Origin of the sequence: Streptomyces sp. NBC_01288 (genome assembly GCF_035982055.1) — a bacterium.
In the GTDB taxonomy this organism is placed as follows: domain Bacteria; phylum Actinomycetota; class Actinomycetes; order Streptomycetales; family Streptomycetaceae; genus Streptomyces.
Genome location: NZ_CP108427.1, coordinates 3,956,306 through 3,976,326 on the forward strand (window position 1 = coordinate 3,956,306; position 20,021 = coordinate 3,976,326).

Below are 20,021 nucleotides of genomic sequence, written 5' to 3' on the forward strand. Positions count from 1 at the left end.
ACAGGGCCCTGTCTCTGCGGCCGCCCTCAGAAAACGGACAGTCCGGTCACAGAAAAGGGCGCTACGGGTGCGCACACGTACCTACAAGGGCTACGTACACGTACAGGTGTCGAAACCCCACCCCCACATGGGCCAGAATGAGCCCCGTGCCTTCCCTGTTGCTGATCGAGGACGACGACGCCATCCGGACGGCCCTGGAGCTCTCGCTGACGCGCCAGGGACACCGGGTAGCCACCGCTGCCAGCGGCGAGGACGGTCTGAAGCTGTTGCGTGAGCAGCGGCCGGACCTGATCGTGCTGGATGTGATGCTGCCCGGCATCGACGGTTTCGAGGTGTGCCGCCGTATCCGGCGCACGGACACGCTGCCGATCATTCTGCTCACCGCGCGCAGCGACGACATCGACATCGTCGTCGGACTGGAGTCCGGTGCCGACGACTACGTGGTCAAACCCGTGCAGGGGCGCGTGCTGGACGCCCGTATCCGGGCCGTGCTGCGGCGCGGCGAGCGGGAGGCGAACGACGCGGCGTCGTTCGGTTCGCTCGTCATCGACCGGGCCGCGATGACCGTCACGAAGAACGGCGAGGACCTCCAACTCACGCCCACCGAGCTGCGGTTGCTGCTGGAGCTGAGCCGGCGGCCCGGACAGGCCCTGTCCCGGCAGCAGTTGCTGCGCCTGGTGTGGGAGCACGACTACCTCGGCGACTCGCGCCTGGTGGACGCCTGTGTCCAGCGGCTGCGCGCCAAGGTCGAGGACATCCCGTCGTCCCCGACCCTCATCCGTACCGTGCGCGGCGTCGGCTACCGCCTGGACTCGCCTCAGTGACCGACGCACCAGGGGGGATCCGCGGCTGGCGCCCGGGTCGTAAGGGAGTTCTGTGGCGGCTGCGGTTCACCAGCCTGCGCCTCAGGCTGGTCGTGGTCTTCGGCCTGGTCGCGCTGACCGCCGCCGTGTCCGCGTCCGGCATCGCGTACTGGCTCAACCGCGAGGCCGTCCTCACCCGCGCCCAGGACGCCGTCCTGCGCGACTTCCGCCAGGAGATGCAGAACCGCGCCGGCGCGCTGCCGGTGCACCCCACGCAGGACGAACTGATGCGCACCGCGGGCCAGATGGCCAACAGCAGCCAGCGCTTCAGCGTCCTGCTCGTCGGCGAGGACGCCAACGACAAGACGGTCTACGGCAACTCGGGCGGCCTGAACGGCTTTTCGCTGGAGGACGTGCCCAAGTCGCTGCGGACGGCGGTGAACAAGCAACAGTCGGTGTCCGACGGCAACAAGGAGCCGTACCACCTGTACTGGCAGCGGGTCACCGAGCACGGCACGCCGTATCTCGTGGCCGGGACCCGGATGATCGGCGGCGGCTCGACCGGCTACATGCTCAAGTCCCTTGAGCCGGAGGCGAAGGACCTCAACTCCCTCGCCTGGTCGCTGGGTATCGCCACCGGGCTCGCGCTGATCGGTTCCGCGCTACTCGCGCAGGCCGCCGCGACGACCGTCCTCAAGCCCGTGCACCGGCTCGGCATCGCCGCGCGCCGGCTCGGCGAGGGCAAGCTCGACACCCGGCTGCGGGTCTCCGGGACCGATGAACTCGCCGAACTGTCACGGACGTTCAACCAGACCGCCGAGGCGCTGGAGAAGCGGGTCGCCGACATGGCCGCCCGGGACGACGCCTCGCGCCGGTTCGTCGCCGACATGTCCCACGAACTGCGCACCCCGCTGACCGCGATCACGGCGGTGGTGGAGGTGCTCGAAGAGGAACTCGACGCCGAGACCGGCAGCGTGGACCCGATGATCGAGCCCGCCGTACGCCTCGTCGTCAGCGAGACCAAGCGGCTCGGCGACCTCGTCGAGAACCTGATGGAGGTCACCCGCTTCGACGCGGGCACCGCCCGGCTCGTCCTCGACGACGTCGACCTCGCCGACCAGATCACCGCGTGCCTCGACGCCCGCGCCTGGCTGGACGCCGTGGACCTGGACGCCGAACGCGGCATCCACTCCCGGCTCGACCCGCGCCGCCTCGACGTCATCCTCGCCAACCTCATCGGCAACGCCCTCAAGCACGGCGGCTCGCCGGTCAGGGTGGCGGTGCGGCTGGAGGACGACGAACTCGTCATCGCGGTACGGGACCACGGCCCCGGCATCCCCGAGGACGTCCTGCCGCACGTCTTCGACCGCTTCTACAAGGCGAGCGCTTCCCGGCCGCGCTCCGAGGGCAGCGGCCTGGGCCTCTCCATCGCCCTGGAGAACGCCCGATTCCACGGCGGCGGGATCACCGCCGCCAACTCCCCCGACGGCGGCGCGGTGTTCACCCTGCGGCTGCCCAGGGACGCCTCCACGCTCACGGAGGAGACCGACAAGGGCGAGGGCGACGGCCCGGTCGGCTCGGTCGGCTCCGAGGGGAACGCGTCATGACCGTACGACAGTTGATGACCCGGCCCCGGGAACGCGCCCTGGCGGTACGGCCGTTGCTCGCGCTGCCCCTGCTCGGCCTGCTGCTCGCCGGGTGCGGGATCCGGGCCACGGAGGTGCCGACCGACTTCGGGGCGGCGCCGTCCCGGGTACCGTGCACGCTCACCGAGCCGGACGTGTCGCCGCAGGCCGCGCGCGGGGTGCCCGTGCAGGTGTTCCTGCTGTGCGGGTCGTCGCTGGTGACCGTCGACCGGGCCGTACAGGTGCCGGACGGCACGGCGGACGTGCTGCGGCGCGTCATCGTCGCCCAGGGGCTGCTGGACCAGCTCGCGGAGTCGCCGTCGTCGGGCGAGAAGGACGCCGGGTACACGACCGACGTGCGCGGCGGCATGACGGTGAGCGGGCCGCGTGCCAAGGATCCCAAGGACGCGCTGCGGCTGAGCAATTCACCGGCCGACCTGACGTCGTACGCGCTCGCCCAGATCGTCTGTACGTTCTCCGACTCGGCCGCGGCCGAGGGCGACGGCTCCGTCATCCTCGGCGGCCCGGACGGCTCGCCGCTGCGCCGTTACGAGTGCACGGACGACGTCCGCTCCGACCCGGGCACCAAGGCGCCACCGTCCAGCGAGGTGACGGGCGGCTGAAGCCGCGTGCGCCCCGGGGGTGAACGAGGCGCGAAAAGGGGCGTGTGGCGCAGGCCTCACCCTGGTGCTCGGTGCCTACCCGGAACCGATCGTGCCGGAGAGGGCGTCTTGTGGGGCGTGCAGCGTCAAGGCTCCATCGGCGGCAGCGCCGCGATTCGCATCCGTGTGGCGGGAGGTGTCCTCCTCGTCGCACATCTCGTGCTCGTCGCCTGGGTCACGCTGCGCCCAAGGGACGTCCCCTGGGTGATGCCCCCGAATCTGCACCCACTGGCCAGTATCCGGGCCGATCTCGGCATGGGCTGGCCGGAGGCGTCGAAGCGGATCGGCGAGGGCCTCGCGCTGCTGGCCCCGCTGGGTGTCCTGCTCCCGATGGTGAGCGGCAGGCTCCATGTCTCCCCGCTCGCGTCCTTCATCCGTACGGTCGCGGCGGGCGCCCTGATCTCCCTGGGCATCGAGCTGCTCCAGACCGGGGTGCCCGGCCAGGTCGTCGACATCGACTCGCTGCTGATGAACACGGTGGGCGTGGCCCTCGCGCACGCCGCGATCGTCCCGGCGGCCCGCTCCTGGCTCCGCCGCAGGGCCGAGAGCCGGCCGCCCCTGACCGTCCTCCAGGAGGAACCGGCTCAGGGACGGACCCCGACGATTCCCAGGGTCGGCATCGCACCGTAGAGCGACGCCGGGCGGGCGGCGGCTCCGTACGGTTGAAGGCAGACGGGGCGACCACACGGGGAGCCTCGGACAGCCGCTCGCGAAGGAGCCAACCATGACCGCCATTGCCCGCCCCACCCAAGGCCGCATGATCGGCGGAGTGTGCGCAGCGCTGGCGCGGCGCTTCGGTACCTCCGCGACCACGATGCGGGTGATCTTCCTGGTCTCCTGCCTGCTGCCCGGCCCGCAGTTCCTGCTCTACATCGCGCTGTGGATCCTGTTCCCGGCCGAGGACAAGGTGCGCACCGAGGCCTGGTAGGACCCCGGCGCGCGTACGCCGATGGGGCGCACCCTCGTCCGGGGTGCGCCCCATCGGCGCGTTCGGGGGCGGGGGCTCAGCCCAGCGGGATGCCGTTCAGCGGGACGCCGTGGGTGGGCAGGCCCGTCTGCGACAGGGGCAGGCCGCCCAGCAGCCCGGCGACGGGCGCGGTCGGGCCGTCGGACAGCACCTTCTCGGCGGCCGGCTGCACGGCGGACAGACCACCGGCGAGCGCGGGCTGCGCCTGGCTCAGGGCCTGGCCGGCACCCGGCAGCGCCTTGGCGACGTTCTCCGCGGGCAGCGTGTGGGTCACGGTGCCCAGCGCCTGGGTGGCGTCCGGAAGCGCCGGAGCCGCGCTCGCGGCACCCGCGCCTACGGCGGCGAAGGCGGCACCGAGGGCGGCGACACCGAGGGTCTTGGCAGCAGACTGCTTCATGGTGAATGCGTCCTTGAATGGGAAGACGGGAGATGTGAGCGGTCCAAGACCGTAAACACGCGAAGGCACCCGCCGCAAACATCGAAATGCGGACGGATTGTGAACACCCGCCCGCATTCCGGTCCCACCCCTCAGCCCCGTTCAGCCCTCTTCAACCGTAGAACCGCTGGTGGAAGCGGTCTGCCGGAACAGCCATTCGGATTTCAGCTCGGCATATCCGGGCTTGATCACGTCATTGATCATGGCGAGTCGTTCATCGAAAGGAATGAATGCTGACTTCATAGCATTGACGGAGAACCACTGCATGTCGTCGAGCGAATAACCGAACGCCTCGACAAGGTGCTCGAATTCGTTGCTCATGCTGGTGTGGGACATCAACCTGTTGTCCGTATTGACCGTGGCGCGAAAATGCAGCTTGCGCAGCAGCCCGATGGGGTGCTCGGCGTAGGAGTCGGCGGCGCCGGTCTGGAGGTTGGAGCTGGGGCACAGCTCCAGCGGGATGCGCTTGTCGCGCACGTACGACGCGAGGCGGCCCAGCTCGACCGAACCGTCCTCCTTCACCTGGATGTCGTCGATGATGCGCACCCCGTGCCCGAGCCGGTCGGCGCCGCACCACTGCAACGCCTGCCAGATCGACGGCAGCCCGAAGGCCTCACCGGCGTGGATCGTGAAGTGGTTGTTCTCGCGCTTCAGATACTCGAAGGCGTCCAGGTGCCGGGTGGGCGGGAACCCGGCCTCCGCGCCCGCGATGTCGAAGCCGACGACGCCCAAGTCGCGGTAACGGTTGGCGAGTTCGGCGATCTCCAGCGAACGGGCCGCATGCCGCATCGCGGTGAGCAGCGCCCCGACCCGGATCCGCCGACCGCTCTCCCGCGCGAGCGACTCCCCTTGCCGGAAGCCCTCGTTGACGGCCTCGACGACCTCTTCGAGGCTGAGCCCGCCGTCGAGGTGCTGCTCGGGCGCGTACCGCACCTCCGCGTAGACGACCCCGTCCTCGGCGAGATCCTCGGCGCACTCGCGGGCCACCCGGATCAGCGCGTCCCGGGTCTGCATCACGGCGACCGTGTGCGAGAACGTCTCCAAGTACCGCTCCAGCGAACCGGAGTCGGCGGCCTCGGCGAACCACACGCCGAGCTTGTCGGGGTCGGTCTCGGGGAGTCCGGTGTACCCGGCGTCCCGCGCGAGTTCGACGATCGTCCCCGGGCGGAGACCGCCGTCGAGGTGGTCGTGCAGCAGAACCTTCGGCGCCCGGCGGATCTGGTCCGGCGTCGGGGTGTTCGGGGTGCTCTGGCTCGTCATTTCCGCACTCTAACTCCTACGCGCGTAGATCGCCCGCTGTACGAATCCGTCGATACGTAACGGTGACCGCGCGGAAGGATGGCGTACACGCTCGCTTCTGACACTGTTCTGTCATGGCACAGCAAGCGACGCCGGTCAGGACGGCCCGGCTGGGGAGAGCGCTCGGTCCCGAACCGACCTCGGTGAGCGGCGTGGTGCTGCTGCTCCCCGGCGGCGAGGAGGTGTCCAGCCGCAGACCCTCACCCATGTTGGCGACGGCCTCCGTACGGACGTTGGGCCGCCGACTGGCCCGCGCGGGCACCGGTGACGGGCTCGCCGCGCATGTCGTCCACTACCGCTGTCGCGGCTGGAACGGCAGCGAGGCGTCTCTCGCGCACGACGCGGCGTGGGCGGTGGAGGAGGTCGTACGGCGGTACGGGGACGTGCCCGTGTGTCTCACCGGGATCGACATGGGCGCCCGCGCGGCGTTGCGCTCCGCGGGGCACGAGGCGGTGAACTCCGTTGTCGCGCTGGCTCCTTGGCTGCCGGAACAGGATGTCGCCGCGCCACCCGAACCGGTGAAGCAGCTTGCGGGGCGGCGGGTGTTGATCGTGCACGGCACGAACGACGAACGGACCGATCCCGAGTTGTCGTTCCGGTTGGCGGCTCGGGCGAAGAAGGCGAACCGGGACATCTGTCGGTTCGAAGTGCATTCCGATGGGCACGGGTTGCATCAGCATCGGCAGGAAGTGCATGCGCTGACGCAGGACTTCGTGATGGGGGCGTTGTTCGGGCGGGCGGTTTCTCGGCCTGTTGAGGATGCGCTTCAGGCTCCGCCGCCGTTGGGGTTGCGGATGCCGTTGGCTGCGGGGTTTGGGCGGTCGCTTCGCAGGGGCTGATCTTTCGTTGCGGTGTGCGGGTTGTGTGTGGCTGGTCGCGCCCGCGCGGCGGAGCCGCAAATTGACACAGCCCCGCGCCCCTTAGGTGGAACAGCCTTACGTCGGTAGCAAGTTGCCCCTTCTTGACAACAGGAACTGCTTAAAAGCTGCCACCGGTGGGGTGTCTGGGTGGCCGTCCAACCACGCCACGCCGATTTCCCTCACCGCCCTCGGAGCTGTGACCGTCAGCTCGGCAACTCCTGGGCGGGGTACGGCTGGTGGAGGCAGGAGGGCGACCCCTAGGCCCGCCGCCACCAGGCCCCGTAGGGTCTCGGCCTCCTCCCCCTCGAAGGCGATCTTCGGGCGGAAGCCGGCCTCCTTGCAGACGGCGTCGGTGATGCTGCGGAGGCCGTAGCCGGGTTCCAGGGTCACGAAGGTCTCGTCCGCTGCTTCTGCGAGGCGGATGCGCTTGCGGGTGGCCAGGCGGTGGTCGGCCGGGACGACGAGGCGGAGTTTCTGTACGTCGAGGCGGTGGGCCACGACGTCGGGGGCGTCGAGGGTCGGGGAGGTCAGGAGGCAGAGGTCCAGTTCGCCGGCGCGTAGCCGTTCCAGCATGGCCTCGCCGTAGTTCTGGACGAGGCTGAAGCGGACGCGGGGGTGGTCGGCGCGGAAGGCGCGGATGAGGCCGGGGACGGTTTCGGAACCGAGGGTGTGGAGGAAGCCGAAGGCGACCTTGCCGGTGGCGGGGTCGGCGTCGGCGCGGACCTCGTCGGCGGCCTTCTCGATCTCGGCGAGGGCACGCTCGACGGAGGTGAGGAAGGTGCGGCCGGCGGGGGTCAACGACACCGTGCGGCCTCTGCGGGCGAACAGGTCGACGCCCAGGTCCTGTTCGAGGCGGACCATCGCCCGCGACAGGGTGGACTGCGGGACCCGCATCTCCTGCGCGGCCCGGGTGACGTGTTCGGTGCGGGCCACGCCGGCGAAGTACGCGAGGCGGGGCGCGAGCAGCGCGACGATGTCTTCTGTGTCACCGGACGGTGACAGGCGAGCCTGTGAGCTGTACTGATGCACCATGGGAACGATTATGGCGTTTCCGTGCATTGGACGGATCAGCGGGCGTCTACGTAACTTCGAAGCATGCCTTCCGCCGATACCGGGGCGTCCACGATCGTGGCCGCCGCGAGCCCTGTCCCCACCTCCGACTCCGACTCCGACTCACGGCTGACGCCGGGTGGTCCCGGCTATCGCCGGATGAGCTTCGCGCTGTTCCTCGCGGGCGTGGCGACCTTCGCGCTCCTCTACTCCACGCAAGCGCTGCTGCCGCTGATCTCCTCGGGTTTCTCGGTGTCGGCGAGCGCGGCGAGCTGGACGGTGGCGGCGGCGACGGGCGGGCTCGCGTTGTTCGTCCTGCCGATGAGCGCGCTGTCGGAACGTTTTGGACGTCGTACGGTCATGACGGCGTCGTTGGTGGTCGCGGTGAGCCTCGGGGTGCTGGTGCCGTTCGCGCCGTCGCTGGGCGCGCTGGTGGCGTTGCGGTTCCTCCAGGGGGCCGCGCTGGCCGGGCTGCCCGCGTCGGCGACGGCGTATCTGGCGGAGGAGGTCCGGCCGAAGGCGCTGGTCACGGCGATCGGCCTGTTCGTAGCGGGCAACAGTGTCGGCGGGATGAGCGGCCGGGTCATCACCGGGTGGGTCGCGCAGGAGTGGGGCTGGCGGGTCGCGGTGGCGGTGATCGGTGTGATCGCGGTCGGCTGCGCGGTCGCCTTCCGCCTCCTGCTCCCCGCCCCTCAGCACTTCACGCCGGGTTCGTTGCGCCCGCGCGTGCTGGCCCGCACGGTCCGCGACCACCTCGCGAACCCGCTGCTGTGCCGGCTGTACGCGATCGGCGCCCTGTTCATGACGGTCTTCGGCGGCGTCTACACGGTCATCGGCTACCGCCTCACCGAGGCCCCCTTCTCCCTCCCCCAGGGCCTCATCGGCTCGATCTTCCTCGTGTACCTGGTGGGGACGGTATCGGCGTCCACGGCAGGCCGGTTGGTGGGTCGGCTGGGGCGCCGGGGTGCCTTGTACCTGGCGGGCGGTACGACAGCGACGGGTCTGCTGGTCTCCCTCGCCGACTCACTCCCCCTCGTACTGCTCGGCCTGGTCCTCATCACGGCCGGCTTCTTCGCGGGGCACGCGGTCGCCTCCTCGGCGGTCAGCAAAACGGCCACGACCGGGCGCGCGCAGGCGTCGGCCCTTTACCAGTCCGCCTACTACATCGGTTCCAGCACCGGCAGCACGGTCGGCGCGATGGCGTTCCACGCGGGGGGTTGGGCCGGGACGGTGGGGGTCGGGGTGCTGGCGGTGGCCGGGGTTGTGACGATCACGGTGTTGGGGTCGCGGGCGGCTCGGGTGGAGCGGCGGGGGGTTGGGGCGGCGGCTGCATGAGGGTGGTTGAGGCGGGGCCTGAACTGAAGGGGCTGGCCTGGAGGGGCTGAGGCGGTGTCTGGCCCGAGGGGGCTGGGGGCAGGGGCCTGGTCGGAGGCGGCTGGGAGCAGGGGCCCGGTCCGAGGCGGCTGGGAGCAGGGGCCCGGTCCGAGGCGGCTGGGAGCAGGGGCCCGGTCGGAGAGGGCGGGAGGCGAGGGCTTGGCCCACGGCGGCTGGGGGCGCGGGCCTGACCCGAGAGGGCTGGAGACGGCGGCCTGGCCTGGAGGGGCCGAGGCGGGGCCTGGCCTGGAGGGCTGGGGGGCGGGGGCTTGGCCCGAGAGGGCTGGAGACAGCGGCCTGGCCTGGAGGGGCCGAGGCGGGGCTTGGCCCGGGAGGGCTGGGGGTGGGGGCTTGGCCCGGGAGGGCGGGAGGCGGGGGCTTGGGGGCTGTCGTATCGGGGCGCTTTCCAGTTCGGGGTTCGAGTGCGGGCAGCGAGATCCAGCGCAGGGCGGCGATCCAGTACGGGCAGCCAGGGCCAGCGCGGGCCAGCTTGCAGACGGGCGCCGAGGTCTAGCACCCGGCGGCTACCAAGTGCAGGCACCGACATCCAGCGCCGGTCGGCTGGCCGATGCAGGCCGTCAACATCCAACGCCGGGCGGCGACCCAATACGGGCGACCAGTACCAGCCCACGGCGGCTACCCGGTACAGGCGTCGGCAGCCAGCGCAGGGCGGCCGCCCAGTACGGGCGGCGAGATCCAGCGCAGGTCGGCAATCCAGTACAGGGTGCGGAAATTCAGCCCGTCCGGCGTTTGAGGACGAGGCCCTTTCGGGGCCGATGGGGGTCTGGGGGCGTAGCCCCCAGGGACGCCCGCATCAATACCGGGTGACCTGTAATCGCGTTGACCTGCACGTTCGTTCACTCCTCGCGCCATTGTCAGTGGGCTGCGCTACGTTTCGGGGTAAGGGAAGAACGGCCACAGGGGTGGGTGGACGAGACCATGAGTGACAGCGTTGTGACTACGACGGACGACCTCGATGTCAGGCTGGAGAAGCACCGCGTCGAGCTGACCGGGTACTGCTATCGGATGCTCGGCTCCTCCTTCGAGGCCGAGGACGCCGTGCAGGACACGATGGTCCGCGCCTGGCGGAACTACGAGAAGTTCGAGGGGCGGTCGAGTCTGCGGTCCTGGTTGTACCGGATCGCGACCAACGTCTGCCTGGACATGCTGTCCGCCGGCAACAAGCGGGCACGGCCCGTCGATCTCAGCGACTCCACCCCCCTCGCGCAGGCCGCGCTGTCGCCCCGCGCGGACAACACCTGGCTGGAGCCGATGCCGGACGCGCGCGTGCTGCCGGCCGTCGCAGACCCCGCGGAGGCTGCCGTGGCCAAGGAGTCCGTACGGCTCGCGTTCATGGCCGCCCTACAGCAACTCCCGCCCAAACAACGGGCGGTGCTGATCCTGCGCGAGGTGCTCGCCTGGCGTGCGAACGAGGTGGCCGAGCTGCTCGACACCTCGGTCGCGTCGGTCAACAGCGCGTTGCAGCGGGCCCGGGCGACCCTCGCCGAGCGGGACGACAAAGCGGCCGACGCCGCCGTGTCGGACCCGCTGGACGAGGAGCAGCGCAAGCTTCTTGAGCGGTACGTCGCCGCCTTCGAGGGCTACGACATGGCCGCGCTCACCGCGCTGCTGCACGAGGACGCCATCATGACGATGCCGCCGTTCGACCTGTGGCTCACCGGCCACGACGACATCACGGGCTTCATGACGACGATCGGTTCCGCCTGCGAGGGCTCACGCCTGATCCCGGTCCAGGTGAACGGTCTGCCGGGCTTCGCCCAGTACAAGCCGGACCCCGAGACGGGTGGTTACGCGCCCTGGGCGGTCCAGATCCTGGAGATCTCAGACGGCGGGCTCACCGGGTTCCACTTCTTCCTGGACACGAAGCGCTGGTTCCCGCTGTTCGACCTGCCCCTCCATCTCGACGCGGAGTCCGACGAGGTCGAGGAGGGCGCGTAGGGCGGGGGCGGGGTCGCGGAGTCTGATCCGGCCACCGGCCCGGCGGGCGGTCAGTGCGAGGCGGGCCAGGAGGTCGACGGTACTGAGCCCCGGCGGTCCTGGTCCCACGACCTCGATCTCGACCAGGACCGCTCCGGTACCGGCCGTCGCCTCCAGCAGTGCCCGTAGCTCGGCGCACAGCCCCGCCACCTCGTCACGGGTGACGGGGCGGGCCGGCACGAGTACAGCGGGTGTCTTGGCGTCCACGATCGGTAGACCGGGTGGGCGGTCGTAACTCATCGGGGGCGACCGCCTAGATTTGCTGTATGCCCCACGGATCAGCCCCGCCCTGGATACCCGACGCCCTCCCGCGCGCCGGCGTCGGTGCCGAGGGGGTGTCGTGCAGGGGGTGCTGACCGGGTTCGCGGTGATCGGTGTGGTCATCGCGGTCGGCTATCTGATCGGCCTGCGCGGTTCCCTCGGCGAACACGGGCGGGACGTCCTGACCAAGCTGGCCTTCAACATCGCGTCCCCGGCACTGCTGTTCACGACCCTCGCGCGGGCCGACCTGTCGGTGATCTTCTCCAGCGGGCTGCTCGTGACGGTGCTGAGCACGGCGGCGGTGGCGGGGGTGTTCGTGGTGGCGGGGGTCGTACGGGGCTGGGGTGTCGGCCGTACGACGATCGGGGCTCTGTGTTCGAGCTACGTCAACTCCGGCAACCTCGGGATTCCGATCTCGGTGTACGTCCTCGGCAATGCGTCGCTGGTGGCGCCGGTGATGTTGTTCCAGCTCGTGGTGGTGAGCCCGCTCGCGTTGACGGTCCTCGATCTGTCGGGGGCGGGTGAGAAGGGGCCGTTGTGGCTACGGCTGCTCACGCCGCTGCGGAATCCGGTTGCGGTGGGGTCGCTTGCGGGGGTTGCGGTTGCGGCGAGCCGGGTTCATGTGCCGGACCCGGTGATGGAACCTCTCACGCTGATCGGGAACATGGCTGTGCCGGCGGTTCTGATCGGGTTCGGGATTTCGTTGCGGGGCAGCAAGATGCCGGGGCGGGGAGCGGATCGTCAACCGGTGTTGTTGTCGGTCGGGTTGAAGGTCGTGGGGCAGCCGGTGATTGCGTGGGCGTTGGCGGTGGGGGTGTTCGGCATTCACGGGGCTGCGTTGCTCGACGTGGTGGTGACCTCGGCGCTGCCTGCCGCGCAGAACCTGTACACGTACGCGAGCCGGTATCGGGTGGGTGAGGGGTTGGCTCGGGACTCGATCCTGCTGTCGACGGTGTTGTCGGTGCCGGTGTTGGTGGGGATTGCCGCGCTGCTCGGGTAGGTGCGGTTGTTGTTTGTCCGCGGGTGCGCTGTGGCTGGTCGCGCAGTTCCCCGCGCCCCTAAAAGAACCAGGTGACCGGAGTCCCAAAGACCAGCCCGCCCCCGCGCCCCAGAAACCGGAAGGGACCGGGATCCGAAAGCTCAGCCCCTTCCGCGCGCCCCTGAAAAGCCGTAAGGGGACTGGGACTTGCAAGCCCCGACCCCCTTCCCCCCAGGCAGAGCGAAAGGGGCCGGAACCCTCGAAGTCCCAGCCCCTCCACCGTGACGAACCGCCAATCACCGATCAGGCGATGCGCTCCAGCACCACCGGCGAAGCCGTGAACGTAGCCCCCGCCGCGCCGATGTCGTAGGAACCCTTCACCGCCTCCAGGGCGTATTCGAAGCGCTCGGGCGTGTCCGTGTGCAGGGTCAGCAGGGGCTGACCCGCTGTCACCACGTCTCCCGGCTTGGCGTGCATCTCCACTCCCGCGCCCGCCTGCACCGGGTCCTCCTTGCGGGCGCGGCCCGCGCCGAGGCGCCACGCGGCGATGCCGATGTCGTAGGCGTCGAGGCGGGTCAGGACTCCCGACGTCGAAGCCGTCACCACATGCTGCTCACGCGCCACCGGCAGCTCCGCGTCCGGGTCGCCGCCCTGTGCCGCGATCATCCGGCGCCAGACGTCCATCGCGGAACCGTCGGCCAGGGCCTTAGCCGGGTCGGCGTCCTTCACTCCGGCCGCGTCGAGCATCTCCCGGGCCAGCGCGATGGTCAGCTCGACCACGTCCGAGGGACCGCCGCCCGCCAACACCTCGACGGATTCCCGTACTTCGAGGGCGTTGCCGGCCGTCAGACCCAGCGGGGTCGACATGTCCGTCAGGAGCGCTACCGTCCGAACGCCGTGGTCCGTGCCCAACCCCACCATCGTGGACGCCAGTTCACGCGCGTCCTCGATCGTCTTCATGAACGCGCCCGTGCCGACCTTCACGTCCAGGACCAGGGAGCCCGTGCCCTCGGCGATCTTCTTCGACATGATCGAGGAGGCGATGAGGGGGATCGCCTCCACCGTGCCCGTCACGTCCCGGAGTGCGTACAGCTTCTTGTCCGCCGGGGCCAGGCCGTCGCCCGCCGCGCAGATCACCGCGCCCGTGGTCTCCAGGACCGACAGCATCTCCTCGTTGGAGAGCAGGGCGCGCCAGCCGGGGATCGACTCCAGCTTGTCGAGGGTACCGCCGGTGTGGCCGAGGCCTCGGCCGGAGAGCTGGGGGACGGCCGCGCCGCAGGCCGCGACCAGCGGGGCCAGGGGGAGCGTGATCTTGTCGCCGACGCCGCCCGTCGAGTGCTTGTCTGCCGTCGGGCGGGAGAGGGACGAGAAGTCCATGCGCTCGCCGGAGGCGATCATCGCGGCGGTCCAGGTGGCGATCTCGCGGCGGTTCATGCCGTTGAGGAGGATCGCCATGTTGAGGGCGGCCATCTGGTAGTCGGCCACATCTCCGCGGGTGTACGCGTCGATGACCCAGTCGATCTGCTCGTCGCTCAGTTCACCGCGGTCCCGCTTGGTGCGGATGACGGAGATGGCGTCCATCGAGACTTGCGCCATGGCTTGGCTTTCCTTCCGAACGTTCAGAAAATGTGCGGCCCCGCCGAGGGGAATGGACCAACTCGGCGGGGCCGTACGGGAGTTACCTGGTGAGATGGTCCGGCCCGAAGGCCTGCGGGAGCATCTCCGAGAGCGGCAGGATGCCCGCCGGTGTCTCCACCAGCAGGCCGGGGCCGCCGAACTCGTACAGCAGCTGACGGCAGCGGCCGCACGGGACGAGGATGTCGCCCTTGCCGTCGACGCACGTGAAGTGCGTCAGCCGGCCGCCGCCGGTGCGCTGGAGGTTGGAGACCAGCCCGCACTCGGCGCACAGGCCGAGGCCGTACGACGCGTTCTCCACGTTGCAGCCGGAGACCGTGCGGCCGTCGTCGACCCGGGCGGCGACCCCTACGGGATAGCCCGAGTACGGCGCGTACGCGTGGGACATCGCCTCCCGCGCCTCGGTGCGCAGTTCGTCCCAGTCGACGGCCAACTCGGCGGCGGGCGAGGTCACTTGCCCTGCCCCTTCCGGTACGGCAGGCCGTCCGCCTTCGGCATCCGCAGGTGCTGCGCGGAGAGCGAGAGCACCAGCAGGGTGACGATGTAGGGGCTGGCGCCGACCAGTTGGGTCGGGACGTCGTCGGTGGTGGCGTACCAGACGAACATCAGGGCCGCGATGACAGCCGTGACGACGGCGGGGACGTAGCGCTTCTTCCAGACCATGTACGCGCAGCCGGCGACCAGCAGGAAGCCGATCAGCAGGATCAGGGCGTGGACGTTGGTGGAGCCGCCGCGCAGGTTGAGGCTGTCGGTGTAGCCGAACAGGCCCGCGCCGAGGGCGAGTCCGCCCGGCATCCAGTTGCCGAAGATCATCGAGGCGAGGCCGATGTAGCCGCGGCCGCCGGTCTGGCCGTCGAGGTAGACGTTGGACGCGACGATCGACAGGAAGGCGCCGCCGAGGCCGGCGAAGCCACCGGAGATGATCACGGCGATGTACTTGTACTTGTAGACGTTGACGCCGAGGGACTCGGCGGCCACCGGGTTCTCACCGCAGGAGCGCAGGCGCAGGCCGAAGGCCGTGCGCCACAGGACCCACCAGGTGGCCGGGACCAGAGCCACCGCGATGACGGTGAGCGGGGAGAGGTCGGTGATCAGACCGCCGATGAGGCCCGCGATGTCCGAGAGCAGGAACCAGTGCTTCTCGTTGAGCTTGTCCAGCCAGGTGGAGAGGCCGGGGATGTCGAAGGTGCCGAGGGAGTCGATCGGCGGGGACTGCTTGGCGGAGCCCTGCTCGGTGTTGGCGAAGGTGAACTTCGAGAGGTAGCGGGTGGTGCCCAGCGCCAGGATGTTGATGGCGACACCGGAGACGATGTGGTTGACGTTGAACGTCACTGTGGCGATGGCGTGCAGCAGCGCGCCGAGGCAGCCGCCGATGATGCCGAAGACGATGCCGACCCACGGGCCCCACTGGTAGCCCGCCCAGGCGCCGAACCAGGTGCCGAGGATCATCATGCCTTCGAGGCCGATGTTGACGACGCCCGCGCGCTCGGCCCACAGGCCGCCGAGACCGGCGAGGCCGATCGGCACCGCCGCGCGCAGGGCCGTGGACATCTGGCCGGTGGAGGTGATGCCGTCCGCGCCGGTGATCACGCGGACCAGCGAGGTGAGGATCAGGGCGCCCGCGATGATCAGCAGGAGCACGGGGAGCGAGAAACGGCGGCCGCCCTTGCCGGGCTGCTGCGCCTGCGGCTTGGCGATGGTCGCGGTACTCATCGGGCCGCCACCTCCTTCTTCTCGGAGTTGTTGCGGGCGGCCGCGGCGAGTTCCTCGCCGACGCGCTTCTGCTGGCGGCGCAGGCCCCAGGTGCGGACGACCTCGTACGAGATGACGACCGCGAAGACGATCAGGCCCTGCATGATCGTGGCGATCTCCTTCTGGTACGCGACCGGGGTCGCGTAGTCCAGGGCGGGGGACGCCTTGTCGAGGAAGGCCCAGAGGAGGGCGGCCAGCGCGATGCCGCCGGGGTTGTTGCGGCCCAGCAGGGCGATGCCGATGGCGGTGAAGCCGAGGCCCTCGGGGAAGGTGAGGCTGTAGGTGTGGCTGTCGCCGAGGAGCAGCGGCAGTCCGGCGAGGCCGGCGACACCGCCGGAGATCAGCATCGCGGTGAGCGTCATGCGCTTGGCGTCGACGCCGGAGGCCGCGGCGGCGGACTCGGACTCGCCGGTGGCGCGCAGGTCGAAGCCGAAGCGGGTGCGGTTGAGGACGAGCCAGTACAGGACGCCCATGATCACGGCGAGGAAGACCAGGCCGTAGATCTCGCCGACGTCCGAGCCCAGGTCGATGCCCGGGATCCAGCCGGACTTCTTCATGATGCCGGTCGTCATGTTGTTGCCGACCTGCACGCCCCAGGTGTTGGTCTGCGTGAGGTAGAGGATCAGGCTGGTCGCGATCGCGTTCAGCATGATCGTGGCGACGACCTCGCTGACCCCGCGGGTGACCTTGAGGACACCCGCGATGCCGGCCCAGAAGGCGCCGGTGAGGACGGCGACCAGGAGCAGCAGCGGCACCTGGAGCACGGCCGGCAGGGCTACGTGCGCGCCGACGACCGCGGTCATCACGGCGCCGAGGCGGTACTGGCCGTCGACGCCGATGTTGAACAGGTTCATCCGGAAGCCGAGGGCGACCGCCAGGGCGGCGATGTAGTACATCGACGCCTGGTTGATGATCAGCACCTGGACGTCGGAGTACCCGATCTGCTGGAGCATCAGGTTGTACGGCTCGATCGGGTTCTTGCCCGAGGCGAGCAGCACGACCGAGGTCAGCAGGATCGCGGCGACCAGCGCCATGACCGGGCCGGCCACGGCGAGGAGCACGCGCTCCTTGTCGAACTTCTTCATCGGGCCTCGTCCTCCGGGGCGGCGGTGTCGTCCGCGTTTTCTACGGTGCTGTCCGCGCCGTCCGCTGCTTCCTCGACGTGTTCGAGGTGACCGGTCGCGGCGCCGGTCATGGCCGAGCCGAGCTCCTCCGGTGTGACGGTGGCCGGGTCGGCATCGGCGACCAGCCTGCCGTCGTAGATCACGCGCAGGGTGTCCGACAGGCCGATCAGTTCGTCCAGGTCGGCGGAGATGAGCAGCACGGCCAGGCCCTCGCGGCGGGCCTCGCGGATCTGGTCCCAGATCGCGGCCTGCGCGCCGACGTCCACCCCGCGGGTGGGGTGGGCGGCGATCAGGAACTTCGGCTTGTGGCTCATCTCGCGGCCGACGATCAGCTTCTGCTGGTTGCCGCCGGAGAGGGAGGCGGCGGTGACGTCGATGCCGGGGGTGCGGACGTCGTACTCCTCGACGATCCGGCGGGTGTCGGCCTGCGCGCCCTTGATGTCGAGCCAGAGGCCCCGGCGACCGCGCGAGTTGGGCTTCTCGGTGACGTGGCCGAGGATGCGGTTCTCCCAGAGCGGGGCTTCCAGGAGGAGGCCGTGGCGGTGGCGGTCCTCGGGGATGTAACCGATGCCCTGTTCGCGGCGCTTGCGGGTGGCCCAGGGCGTGATGTCGTCGCCGAGGAAGCCGATGGTGCCGGAGTCGGCGTTCTTCAGGCCGATCAGCGCGTCGATCAGTTCGGTCTGGCCGTTGCCCTCGACGCCGGCGATGCCCATGACCTCACCGGCGTGGATGGTGAAGGTGACGTCGTCCAGGACGCGCTTGGCGGTGCCGGTCGCGGGGGCGAGGTCGCCGAGCAGGCCGCCTGCGGTGGGCTCGGACTCGGCGCCGAGGGAGGCGCCGCCGGCGGCGTAGACGGTGAGGCCCTTGACCTCGATGACGGGGGTGTCCGTGACCGTGGACTCCGCCGTCTCGGGGGTGGGAAGTTCGCTGCCGACCATCATCTCGGCGAGCTGGCGGGGGGTCGTCGCGGAGGGGACGGCCGTGCCGACGGTGGTGCCGCGCCGGATGACGGTGATCTCGTCGGCGACGGAGAGGACCTCGCCGAGCTTGTGCGAGATGAAGATGACCGCGAGGCCCTCGGACTTCAGCTCGCGCAGGTTGCTGAAGAGGGCGTCGACCTCCTGCGGCACCAGGACGGCGGTGGGCTCGTCCAGGATCAGGGTGCGGGCACCGCGGTAGAGGACCTTGAGGATCTCCACGCGCTGGCGCTCGGCGACACCGAGGCTCTCGACGAGGACGTCCGGGCGGACGTTCAGGCCGTAGCGGTCGGAGATCTCCTTGATCTTCTTGCGGGCGCCGCCGCCGATGCCGTGCAGCTTCTCGCTGCCCAGGACGACGTTCTCCAGGACGGTGAGGTTGTCGGCGAGCATGAAGTGCTGGTGGACCATGCCGATGCCGCGGGCGATGGCGTCGGCGGGGGACGAGAAGGTGACGAGCTCGCCGTCGACGGCGATGGTGCCCTCGTCCGGCTTCTGCATGCCGTAGAGGATCTTCATCAGGGTCGACTTGCCGGCGCCGTTCTCGCCGACGAGGGCGTGCACGGTGCCTTTTCGGACACTGAAGCGGATGTCGCTGTTGGCGACGACACCCGGGAACCGCTTGGTGATCCCCACCAGCTCGACCGCGATCGTCGACTGATCGCCGAGTGGAGGGTTGCTGGACGCGTCGATGGCGAACTCTCCTCGTGGAAAGGGGCCTCTCTACGCGCGTAGCGCCCCTGCTTTAAATAGTGCCCGGACCTGATCGTCTTCTGTCTGGCATCCGATCCGTTCCGAGCATTCTGCCGCGCGAACGGGGCGCGTCCCTGCCGTCGATCTCCCGTCGTCCGCCCGGAGGGCGGCAGGCGGGAGATCGACGGCAGGGGCGCGTGGAGAGACATCCTCCCCACACCCCGTTCCGTGGCCGTAACGCTGTCATTACAGCGCTCTTTTGGCCATGGTCGTGACTGGCCTAGAACCGACCGTTCAGGAGGTCTTGACCTTGATGGAGCCGTCCTTGATGCCCGCCTCGGCCTTCGCGAGGGCGGCCTGGAGGGTGGCGTTGTTCTTGAAGGTCGGGTTCGAGTCGGCCAGGCCGACCGCGCCGTTGCTCAGGGAGCCGCGGATCTCGCCGCTCAGGGGCTTCTTGTCTTTGATGACGGACTTGGAGAGGTCGTAGACCGCGCCCGCGACGTTCTTCAGGGCCGAGGTGAGGATGTACGGCTTGTACTTGGCCAGCGCCGCCTGGTTGTACTGGTCGGAGTCGACACCGATCGCCCAGACCTTGTGCGCGGCGGCGGACTTGATGACGCCCTGGCCGGAGAGACCGGCGGCGGCGAAGACCACGTCCGCACCGGCCTCGATCTGACCGTCGGCGGCGGCCTCGCCCTTGTCGGGGCTGGAGAAGCCACCCTGCGCGGCGGTCTGGGTCAGGTACTGCGTCTTGACCGTGACACCCTTCTTGGTGTCCTTGACGCCCTGCTCGAAGCCCGCCGCGAACTTGTGGATCAGCGGGACGTCCACGCCGCCGACGAAGCCGACCGTGTTCGACTTCGTGGTCAGCGCGGCGGTGACGCCGGCCAGGTACGAGGACTGCTCCTCGTGGAAGACCATGTCGGCGACGTTGGAGGCCTTGATCTGCTCGTCGTCGATGATGCCGAAGGTGATCTTCGGGAACTTCGCGGCGGCTTCCTTGACGGCGGGGGCGTAGGCGAAGCCGACACCGATCACCGGGTTGTAGCCGGACCTGGCGAGGGTCTCCAGGCGCTGCGTCTTGTCCGCGTCGGACTCGTTGTCCTGCGGCTCGACGTCACGGCCGCTGACGCCGAACTCCTTCTCGGCCTTCACCAGACCCGCGTAGGCGGCGTCGTTGAAGGACTGGTCACCCTTGCCGCCGACGTCGTAGGCAAGACCAATACCCTTGGACGTGCCGGAACTGCTGCTGCTGGAGCTGGACTCGCTGGACGAGCTACCGCAGGCGGAGACGGTTACTGCAAGAGCTGCGGTTGCAACGCCTGCAACCGCGATTCGGGACACCCGGCGCATGGAACGAGACTCCTTCGTGCAAGCGCCCAAACCAGGCGCTGGTTCCGCCGCAGCGTAACGCGCGTAGACCAGACGGAAAACCCCATCTGTCCGGTCCGTTATAGAGCTGTGGCCACAGATGGTGGCCAGCGTACGGACAGCCAGGCGCCCCTTGCGGGAGGCAAGGCCCGGGG

Annotated in this window: 19 protein-coding genes; 9 read left to right on the top strand and 10 right to left on the bottom strand. The window is 69.8% G+C overall.

Going from position 1 to position 20,021, the window contains the following annotated elements; genetic code table 11:
• Positions 1-146: 146 nt before the first annotated feature.
• The 5 genes from afsQ1 to OG194_RS17190 all read left to right on the top strand — a co-directional run bounded on the left by afsQ1 (position 147) and on the right by OG194_RS17190 (position 4,018).
• Positions 147-824 (top strand): two-component system response regulator AfsQ1, encoded by a 678-nt coding sequence (gene afsQ1 / locus OG194_RS17170; protein WP_327401729.1) that lies wholly within the window; start codon positions 147-149, stop codon positions 822-824.
• Positions 821-2,410 carry an ATP-binding protein gene (locus tag OG194_RS17175; protein ID WP_442811573.1) on the top strand — a complete coding sequence of 530 codons (1,590 nt, stop codon included), beginning with the start codon at positions 821-823 and terminating at the stop codon, positions 2,408-2,410. Before afsQ1 ends, OG194_RS17175 begins: the two co-directional genes overlap by 4 nt.
• The gene (locus OG194_RS17180) at positions 2,407-3,051 is read left to right on the top strand and encodes a hypothetical protein (RefSeq protein WP_327401730.1); all 645 of its coding nucleotides are present in this window, start codon (positions 2,407-2,409) and stop codon (positions 3,049-3,051) included. Before OG194_RS17175 ends, OG194_RS17180 begins: the two co-directional genes overlap by 4 nt.
• 117 nt (positions 3,052-3,168) lie before the next feature.
• Positions 3,169-3,720 (top strand): VanZ family protein, encoded by a 552-nt coding sequence (locus OG194_RS17185; protein WP_327401731.1) that lies wholly within the window; start codon positions 3,169-3,171, stop codon positions 3,718-3,720.
• A gap of 94 nt (positions 3,721-3,814) precedes the next feature.
• Positions 3,815-4,018, top strand: coding sequence for a PspC domain-containing protein (locus OG194_RS17190; protein WP_033280213.1), 204 nt, complete (start codon positions 3,815-3,817; stop codon positions 4,016-4,018).
• A gap of 76 nt (positions 4,019-4,094) precedes the next feature.
• Here OG194_RS17190 and OG194_RS17195 read toward each other — a convergent pair whose 3' ends face one another.
• Complete coding sequence (locus OG194_RS17195) at positions 4,095-4,454, bottom strand: ATP-binding protein (protein ID WP_327401732.1); 360 nt, start codon at positions 4,452-4,454, stop codon at positions 4,095-4,097.
• Between the two features lie 141 nt (positions 4,455-4,595).
• Complete coding sequence (locus OG194_RS17200; protein ID WP_327401733.1) at positions 4,596-5,753, bottom strand: adenosine deaminase; 1,158 nt, start codon at positions 5,751-5,753, stop codon at positions 4,596-4,598.
• Between the two features lie 113 nt (positions 5,754-5,866).
• Between OG194_RS17200 and OG194_RS17205 the strand changes: the two genes are divergently transcribed.
• Entirely contained in the window at positions 5,867-6,631 is a 765-nt protein-coding gene (locus OG194_RS17205) for a prolyl oligopeptidase family serine peptidase (RefSeq protein ID WP_327401734.1), read from the top strand.
• A gap of 96 nt (positions 6,632-6,727) precedes the next feature.
• Here OG194_RS17205 and OG194_RS17210 read toward each other — a convergent pair whose 3' ends face one another.
• A complete protein-coding gene (locus OG194_RS17210; protein WP_327401735.1) occupies positions 6,728-7,684 on the bottom strand; it encodes a LysR family transcriptional regulator in 957 nt (318 codons plus the stop codon).
• A gap of 63 nt (positions 7,685-7,747) precedes the next feature.
• Here OG194_RS17210 and OG194_RS17215 point away from each other — a divergent pair, with 63 nt between their 5' ends.
• Complete coding sequence (locus OG194_RS17215) at positions 7,748-9,037, top strand: MFS transporter (RefSeq protein WP_327401736.1); 1,290 nt, start codon at positions 7,748-7,750, stop codon at positions 9,035-9,037.
• A gap of 978 nt (positions 9,038-10,015) precedes the next feature.
• The gene (locus tag OG194_RS17220; protein WP_327401737.1) at positions 10,016-11,035 is read left to right on the top strand and encodes a sigma-70 family RNA polymerase sigma factor; all 1,020 of its coding nucleotides are present in this window, start codon (positions 10,016-10,018) and stop codon (positions 11,033-11,035) included.
• Here OG194_RS17220 and OG194_RS17225 read toward each other — a convergent pair.
• On the bottom strand, positions 10,919-11,314 hold the full coding sequence (locus OG194_RS17225; protein ID WP_327401738.1) for an STAS domain-containing protein: 396 nt from the start codon (positions 11,312-11,314) through the stop codon (positions 10,919-10,921). The genes OG194_RS17220 and OG194_RS17225 overlap by 117 nt on opposite strands.
• A 100-nt stretch (positions 11,315-11,414) precedes the next feature.
• Here OG194_RS17225 and OG194_RS17230 point away from each other — a divergent pair, with 100 nt between their 5' ends.
• A complete protein-coding gene (locus tag OG194_RS17230) occupies positions 11,415-12,335 on the top strand; it encodes an AEC family transporter (protein ID WP_327401739.1) in 921 nt (306 codons plus the stop codon).
• 282 nt (positions 12,336-12,617) lie between these two features.
• Here the strand turns inward: OG194_RS17230 and OG194_RS17235 are convergent, their stop codons facing one another.
• The 6 genes from OG194_RS17235 to OG194_RS17260 all read right to left on the bottom strand — a co-directional run bounded on the left by OG194_RS17235 (position 12,618) and on the right by OG194_RS17260 (position 19,848).
• Positions 12,618-13,910, bottom strand: coding sequence for a thymidine phosphorylase (locus OG194_RS17235; protein WP_327401740.1), 1,293 nt, complete (start codon positions 13,908-13,910; stop codon positions 12,618-12,620).
• Positions 13,911-13,992: 82 nt separating this feature from the next.
• Complete coding sequence (locus OG194_RS17240) at positions 13,993-14,403, bottom strand: cytidine deaminase (RefSeq protein WP_327401741.1); 411 nt, start codon at positions 14,401-14,403, stop codon at positions 13,993-13,995.
• A complete protein-coding gene (locus OG194_RS17245) occupies positions 14,400-15,662 on the bottom strand; it encodes an ABC transporter permease (protein ID WP_327401742.1) in 1,263 nt (420 codons plus the stop codon). The genes OG194_RS17240 and OG194_RS17245 overlap by 4 nt, the downstream gene beginning before the upstream one ends.
• Positions 15,659-16,786, bottom strand: a complete 1,128-nt coding sequence (locus tag OG194_RS17250; protein ID WP_327401743.1) for an ABC transporter permease — start codon at positions 16,784-16,786, stop codon at positions 15,659-15,661. The genes OG194_RS17245 and OG194_RS17250 overlap by 4 nt, the downstream gene beginning before the upstream one ends.
• Positions 16,783-18,453 (bottom strand): ABC transporter ATP-binding protein, encoded by a 1,671-nt coding sequence (locus OG194_RS17255; protein ID WP_327407108.1) that lies wholly within the window; start codon positions 18,451-18,453, stop codon positions 16,783-16,785. Before OG194_RS17255 ends, OG194_RS17250 begins: the two co-directional genes overlap by 4 nt.
• Positions 18,454-18,789: 336 nt before the next feature.
• Positions 18,790-19,848 (bottom strand): BMP family lipoprotein, encoded by a 1,059-nt coding sequence (locus tag OG194_RS17260; protein ID WP_327401744.1) that lies wholly within the window; start codon positions 19,846-19,848, stop codon positions 18,790-18,792.
• Positions 19,849-20,021 lie beyond the last annotated feature (173 nt).

Excerpts from the sequence above, each read along its gene's own strand:
- OG194_RS17215 (WP_327401736.1), top strand. The coding sequence starts at position 7,748 with ATGCCTTCCGCCGATACCGGGGCGTCCACGATCGTGGCCGCCGCGAGC.
- OG194_RS17205 (WP_327401734.1), top strand. The coding sequence starts at position 5,867 with ATGGCACAGCAAGCGACGCCGGTCAGGACGGCCCGGCTGGGGAGAGCG.
- OG194_RS17235 (WP_327401740.1), bottom strand. The coding sequence starts at position 13,910 with ATGGCGCAAGTCTCGATGGACGCCATCTCCGTCATCCGCACCAAGCGG.
- OG194_RS17225 (WP_327401738.1), bottom strand. The coding sequence starts at position 11,314 with ATGAGTTACGACCGCCCACCCGGTCTACCGATCGTGGACGCCAAGACA.
- OG194_RS17250 (WP_327401743.1), bottom strand. The coding sequence starts at position 16,786 with ATGAAGAAGTTCGACAAGGAGCGCGTGCTCCTCGCCGTGGCCGGCCCG.
- OG194_RS17220 (WP_327401737.1), top strand. The coding sequence starts at position 10,016 with ATGAGTGACAGCGTTGTGACTACGACGGACGACCTCGATGTCAGGCTG.
- OG194_RS17200 (WP_327401733.1), bottom strand. The coding sequence starts at position 5,753 with ATGACGAGCCAGAGCACCCCGAACACCCCGACGCCGGACCAGATCCGC.
- OG194_RS17210 (WP_327401735.1), bottom strand. The coding sequence starts at position 7,684 with ATGGTGCATCAGTACAGCTCACAGGCTCGCCTGTCACCGTCCGGTGAC.
- OG194_RS17260 (WP_327401744.1), bottom strand. The coding sequence starts at position 19,848 with ATGCGCCGGGTGTCCCGAATCGCGGTTGCAGGCGTTGCAACCGCAGCT.
- OG194_RS17180 (WP_327401730.1), top strand. The coding sequence starts at position 2,407 with ATGACCGTACGACAGTTGATGACCCGGCCCCGGGAACGCGCCCTGGCG.
- OG194_RS17190 (WP_033280213.1), top strand. The coding sequence starts at position 3,815 with ATGACCGCCATTGCCCGCCCCACCCAAGGCCGCATGATCGGCGGAGTG.
- OG194_RS17245 (WP_327401742.1), bottom strand. The coding sequence starts at position 15,662 with ATGAGTACCGCGACCATCGCCAAGCCGCAGGCGCAGCAGCCCGGCAAG.
- OG194_RS17195 (WP_327401732.1), bottom strand. The coding sequence starts at position 4,454 with ATGAAGCAGTCTGCTGCCAAGACCCTCGGTGTCGCCGCCCTCGGTGCC.